Annotated in this window: 7 protein-coding genes; 6 read left to right on the forward strand and 1 reads right to left on the reverse strand. The window is 34.2% G+C overall.

The window, feature by feature from the left end:
- Window positions 1-456 precede the first annotated feature (456 nt).
- Window positions 457-996 carry a hypothetical protein gene (locus P8M54_RS11225; RefSeq protein ID WP_300287950.1) on the reverse strand — a complete coding sequence of 180 codons (540 nt, stop codon included), beginning with the start codon at window positions 994-996 and terminating at the stop codon, window positions 457-459.
- A gap of 240 nt (window positions 997-1,236) precedes the next feature.
- On the opposite strand from P8M54_RS11225, the gene P8M54_RS11230 reads away from it, so the two are divergent.
- The 6 genes from P8M54_RS11230 to P8M54_RS11255 form a co-directional block, all read left to right on the forward strand.
- On the forward strand, window positions 1,237-2,376 hold the full coding sequence (locus tag P8M54_RS11230) for an 8-amino-7-oxononanoate synthase (protein WP_300287951.1): 1,140 nt from the start codon (window positions 1,237-1,239) through the stop codon (window positions 2,374-2,376).
- A 187-nt stretch (window positions 2,377-2,563) separates the two neighbouring features.
- Window positions 2,564-3,427, forward strand: a complete 864-nt coding sequence (locus tag P8M54_RS11235; protein ID WP_300287952.1) for a TraB/GumN family protein — start codon at window positions 2,564-2,566, stop codon at window positions 3,425-3,427.
- A 7-nt stretch (window positions 3,428-3,434) separates the two neighbouring features.
- Window positions 3,435-3,938 carry an RNA polymerase sigma factor gene (locus P8M54_RS11240; protein WP_300287954.1) on the forward strand — a complete coding sequence of 168 codons (504 nt, stop codon included), beginning with the start codon at window positions 3,435-3,437 and terminating at the stop codon, window positions 3,936-3,938.
- Window positions 3,928-4,542, forward strand: a complete 615-nt coding sequence (locus P8M54_RS11245; RefSeq protein ID WP_300287955.1) for a hypothetical protein — start codon at window positions 3,928-3,930, stop codon at window positions 4,540-4,542. The genes P8M54_RS11240 and P8M54_RS11245 overlap by 11 nt, the downstream gene beginning before the upstream one ends.
- A gap of 52 nt (window positions 4,543-4,594) precedes the next feature.
- Window positions 4,595-5,212, forward strand: a complete 618-nt coding sequence (bioD, locus tag P8M54_RS11250) for a dethiobiotin synthase (RefSeq protein ID WP_300287956.1) — start codon at window positions 4,595-4,597, stop codon at window positions 5,210-5,212.
- A 75-nt stretch (window positions 5,213-5,287) separates the two neighbouring features.
- Window positions 5,288-5,941 (forward strand): aminotransferase class III-fold pyridoxal phosphate-dependent enzyme (locus P8M54_RS11255; protein ID WP_300287957.1); only part of this gene is annotated, 654 nt, incomplete at its 3' end.

Below are 5,941 nucleotides of genomic sequence, written 5' to 3' on the forward strand. Positions count from 1 at the left end.
TTTTCTCTTTTGAATGTACCTTCCCAATAGTGGTTCCAACTACTATATTGGTAAACTACTCCACCACAAAAATTATTTTTCGGCATCATGATGGCATCAAAATCAGTTTGAGCATGTAGGGATATAAAAAACAGCAAAAGACAGCTTAAGAAGATGTTTTTCATTGGTTTAAGTTTTAAATGTTTAATTGGTATTTTGTTTTCTCCCAAACAGAACGAACTAAAAGTTTTTCTATTACCCTGTATGCTAATTAGATATACTTTTTTTGAGGAAATGATCTATTCATTTGTAATCAAAAAAGAAGCTACTAAAATAAAGTGAGAAACAAACAATTAGATAAATGCTTGGAATACCTAAAAAATTACAAATTACAAGGTTATTACAAATTGGAGTTGTTCCAAATCATAAGGTAGGAGTAATTTGATAATTTTATAAATTGCTAACGGATACTATAATTTAAACTGTTTCCGGAGGGGTAAAAGAGGCCGTAAGATAGCCTGAGAGGATGTTTTTTGGGTTCATAAACATGACAATTGGTGTGTCATTGCTAAGTGTAATCACCGGGGTGGCATTTGAGGTATTTGTTGGTATAAAATCTTGTAGAAAAGATTTCAAAAGTTTTCGTAAAGGACTGCCTTTGGTAGCCGCACTGTTAAATAATTGGTTGTCTACGATATCATTCAGATCTTTGCCTATTACGTCGCCGTACAAATTAGGTAAGTAGTAGAGGCTTAAAATATTGTCTTGAATTCTTTTTTTAAAAACGTGGTAGCTTTTGTTATCAATCACAACATTTTCATTCACGTATTCAAAGTCTGTGTCTTGAATAAATGAATAAATACTGGCATTTAATTCAATAATTTGAAATTCGGCATCGGGTTTATTTTCTATGGTAGAAACCCATGCCTGCTCGTGATGTTGAACCAACATTAAATAGTACCCCAATGCATTGTAAAACAATGATACTAAAATAAATAACAATGCGATTTTTTTCATAGGAGTGAAAAACAGGTAAACTAAGTAAGCTTATTTTGGATACGAAAATAATACCCTTAACTTTTTATTAACACATTAGGATACCTATAACGTTTTCGATAGCTCAATACTCAGCTATTGATTAATTATAATCTTATTGCAATTCTTATATAATTTTTTGCTAAAAAAGGGGCTGTATATTTCACAACGACACCTACTTCAAATTAATTAAACGAAAAAAGATATGTATTTTTGTGTCATATGAAACAACTTCCACATCACCTTAGTTCGAAACTTGAGATACGAAAGCAATTTAATTCATTGCGATCGCTGCAATCTAGCGCTAGTTTAATTGATTTTGCATCTAATGATTATTTGGGATTCTCTCAATTAGAATCGATTTTTAACCAAACGCATCAATTCGTAATTGAGCATAACTTTACCCAAAATGGAGCGACTGGTTCTCGGTTAATTTCCGGTAACCACCCTTTGTATCAGTTAGCAGAGGATTATATTGCTCAATTTCATCAATGTGAAAGCGCACTGATTTTTAATTCAGGTTATGATGCAAATGTTGGTTTTTTCAGTAGTGTGCCCCAAAAAGGGGATTTGATTCTGTACGACGAACTCTGCCATGCTTCAATTAGAGACGGAATCAAGCTTTCTAATGCAAAAGCATATAAATTTACCCACAACGATTTTGAAGAGCTAGAAGCGCTTATACAGCGTCATAAGGCGGCAAATATCTATGTCGTTACCGAAAGTGTTTTCTCAATGGATGGCGATACGCCCAATCTCGAAGAGTTAGTAAACGTTTGTAAAAAGCACAATTGTTATTTAGTTGTTGATGAAGCGCATGCTTTAGGTGTTTTTGGAGATAAAGGCGAAGGCTTGGTTCAAATGTTGGGATTGCAGGAAGAAGTTTTTGCACGCATCATGACCTTTGGTAAAGGTCTCGGTTGTCACGGTGCAGCTGTCTTAGGTTCAAATGAGTTAAAACAATATTTAATAAATTTTACGCGTAGTTTTATTTATACAACAGGATTGCCACCACATTCAGTTGCCACTATTCTAACGGCTTACCAATTTTTAGATCAAAGTAGCAATAGTTTAGGTGAACTAAGAGCTAACATCGTACATTTCAACCAACAAAAAATGTTATTGGGTTTAAAACCAATGTTTGTACAATCGAGATCAGCAATACAATCTGCCATCCTTCCTGGAAACGAAAGAGTAAAAAGGATCGCGCAACAATTCCAAGAAAATGGTTTCGATGTAAAAGCGATTCTTTCTCCGACGGTTCCAGAAGGGCAAGAGCGACTTCGTTTTTGTATTCATAGTTATAATACTAAAAATCAAATTACAGAACTTTTGCGTTCTTTAACTGCTTTTGTTTTTTAGTATTTTTAAGTTATTCATATTTCGATAGAAACAATATCCTCCTAGGTCCTACTATCAATCAATTTTTAAATAAATTATAATTTTTTTTGTAACGTTTTGATGGATTGCTTACTTACGACTCGTAATCAAATTAACAATTGGAAAACAAAAAGAGTTTCAATCATCAACAATCAAAATCAATAAAAAAATGAAAAATTTATTCAAATCAGCAGTAGCAGCATTTACAATTTTAATGAGTTTGTCAAGCCAAGCACAAACGAAAACTACTTCGTTAGAAAACTCCCTTTTATGGGAAATATCAGGAAAAGGACTAAGCAAAACTTCTTATCTATATGGAACGATTCACATGATATGTGCCGACGACTATTTTTTGTCCGATAAAGTAAAAAAAGCTTTTGAATCATCAGATAAGTTAGTACTAGAAGTTAATTTGTCCGATCCCGCAGAACTGGCAGTGATGCAACAAATGGCTATGGGAAAAGAAACCTTAGATAAAACATTAACCACAGATCAGCTTTTTAAATTAGAGGCTATTTTGAAAGAAAAGGTAGGATTATCGCTGCAGCAAGTGAATAGTTATAGTTTGTCAACTGTAATGAGTTTAATGTCAATGAAAACATTTAATTGTGCGGATTTAAAATTTTACGAAATGGATTTTATTGCCAAAGCTAAAGAGCGTGGTATAGAGGTCGCTGGTTTTGAATCGGTAAAAGCGCAACTAGGAATTATCGAAAAAGCGTACACCAATGATGAAATGCTCTCGATGTTTGAAAATATGAATATTGCTGAAACTAGTAAGCTGGTTTCACAATACAAAAAAGAAAATATTCAAGATGTTTATACCAATTTAACGGATGTAAAAAACATGAATCTAATTGCCAAAAACGAAATGCTTGACAAGAGGAATGCTAATTGGGTTCAAAACCTTCCTCAATTAGTAAAAGATCAAAGTGCTTTTATCGCTGTTGGTGCAGCTCATTTAGGAGGAGATTTGGGTGTAATTAATTTATTGAGAAAAGCGGGTTACACCGTTAAACCAATCATGAAATAGTACTATTTTGAAAGAAAGAGAGCCAGAATTTTTAAATCGTATTGAAAAGCATAAAGGGATTTTATATAAAGTTTCCAAGATGTACATGGATAATCATGATGATCAACAAGATTTATTTCAAGAGATTATTTGTCAACTATGGAAATCGTATGATTCGTTCCGAAATGAAAGTCAGTTTTCGACTTGGATGTATCGGGTAGCTATTAATACAGCTATCGTTTTCTTGAAAAAAGAAAAAAGAAAGGTCGATAGATACCCAATAGCGTCTGAAAACATAAAAGAAGAGGAAGGTGATTCAGAGATCAAAGAGAGCCAGATGGACCATTTTTACAGGGCAATTCAGAAACTAGAAAAAATTGATAAAGCAATTATTTTTTATCAGCTAGAGGGTTTTTCACATAAAGAAATAGGCAGCAATCTGGGAATCTCTGAGGGGAATGCTAGAGTGAAATTAAACAGAGCAAAAGAAAAATTAAAAGAAATTATAAAAAATCAAGGATATGGATTTTAACGATATGCAAAATGCTTGGAACACTGAAAACACAGACAAGGTAGTTGTGCCAGCTAATTTAGAAAAAATTCAATCGGCTAACACGCCATTGGACAAGATAAAACAGAATTTAAAAATGGAACTTATAACACAAGTTTTAGCGGTAATAGGAATAGGCTTCGTGCCACTCCTGTACGATTTTCCAAAAACTTTGTTTAGCCCTTTTTACCTACTCTATGCTATTTTTGCTGCTGTTTGCATTTACTATTTGGCTAAGCTGTTTTTATTTTACAAGAGACTGAATACGGTATCCTTAAGTACCAAAGATAGTCTGTATGAGACCTATTTCGATATACGACTAAATATGGAACTCTATAAAACATTTGGTTTTGCACTCACTCCATTCTTAGTTGTTTTTCTAATAGGCTTATTCTATCAAAAACTAGGAGATAAAGTAGCAATTGATATTTTAAATTTAACTAATTCGCAAATAATAGGAGCGGTCGTTGCTTTAATAATTAGCATTTTATTGATGGGCTTAGTGCTGGAAGTTTGGGTGCATTTTTTCTATGGAAGATATGCTAAAGAAATCCGAAAATTAATTGACGAATTAAAAGAAGACTAATAAATGACCCATCTTAACGATGGGTTTTTTACTTTTGTAAAAACGTTTAATAATGAAAATATTTGTAACAGGAATAGGAACTGATGTAGGTAAAACAATTGCCTCATCAATTATAACAGAATCACTACAAGCCGATTATTGGAAACCCATTCAAGCAGGTGACCTTGATAATTCGGATAGTCATAAAATTGAACGCTACATCAGTAACGACAAAACGGTTATTCATCCCAATAGCTATAAGTTAAACACGCCAGCTAGTCCACATCTAGCCGCTGAAATTGACGGTATAACAATTGACATAGCTAGGATAATTGTACCAGAAACCGACAATCATTTGGTTATTGAAGGTGCTGGAGGATTGTTCGTTCCCCTAAATAATCAAGACACTATTATCGACCTAATTCAACCAGATTATAAAGTAGTGGTTGTATCAAGACATTATTTGGGCAGTATTAATCACACTTTACTAACGATCGAAGCTTTGCAACACCGCAACATCAAAATCGCTGGAATTATTTTCAGTGGTAAACAAAATCTAGCAACTGAGTCCATAATTTTATCCAAAACCGGAATAAATTGTATTGGTCGTATCGAGCAAGAACCTTACTTTGATCAAAATGTAATTAAGGATTACGCCGATCAATTCAGAGAAAAGTTGTTAAGTCTGTAAATATAACGCATTTAATTCTTTGCGTATGGCACTCTGTTTGTCTCTGCGTATCTTTGCGACATAATTTATTTTATCATGACATTATCAGAAAGAGATCAAGAATACCTTTGGCATCCTTACACCCAACATAAAACGGCTGCGCTTCCTATCGCTATTAAAAGAGGGGAAGGTGCTTTACTTTGGGACGAAAACAACAAAGTATATATTGATGCTATCGCTTCGTGGTGGGTGAATCCCTATGGTCACAGTAATAAATACATTGCCGATGCGATTTATAAGCAGCTAACTACGCTAGAACACGTACTTTTTGGTGGATTTACGCATGAGCCAGCAATCGAACTTGGTGAAAAGCTAATCGAAATATTGCCCGACAACCAAAGAAAAATATTCTTTTCTGATAATGGTTCAACGGCTGTAGAAGTAGCGATCAAAGTCGCTCTGCAATTCTTTTTTAATAAAGGCGAAAAACGAACTACAATTATAGCTTTCGAAAATGCCTTTCACGGAGATACTTTTGCGGCAATGGCGGCAAGCGGAATTTCCTTTTATACACAGGCTTTCGAAGGGATGTTTATCGATGTGGTACGCATTCCTGCTCCTATCAAGGGGCAAGAGCAAGAGAGTTATGATGCTTTGCAATCACAAATCAAAAACAACAATTGCGCTGGTTTTATCTTTGAGCCGTTAGTGCAAGGTGCTGCCGGAATGGTCATGCATGAACCAGAAGCC

This window comes from Flavobacterium sp. (genome assembly GCF_029242675.1).
Classification (GTDB): Bacteria; Bacteroidota; Bacteroidia; order Flavobacteriales; family Flavobacteriaceae; genus Flavobacterium.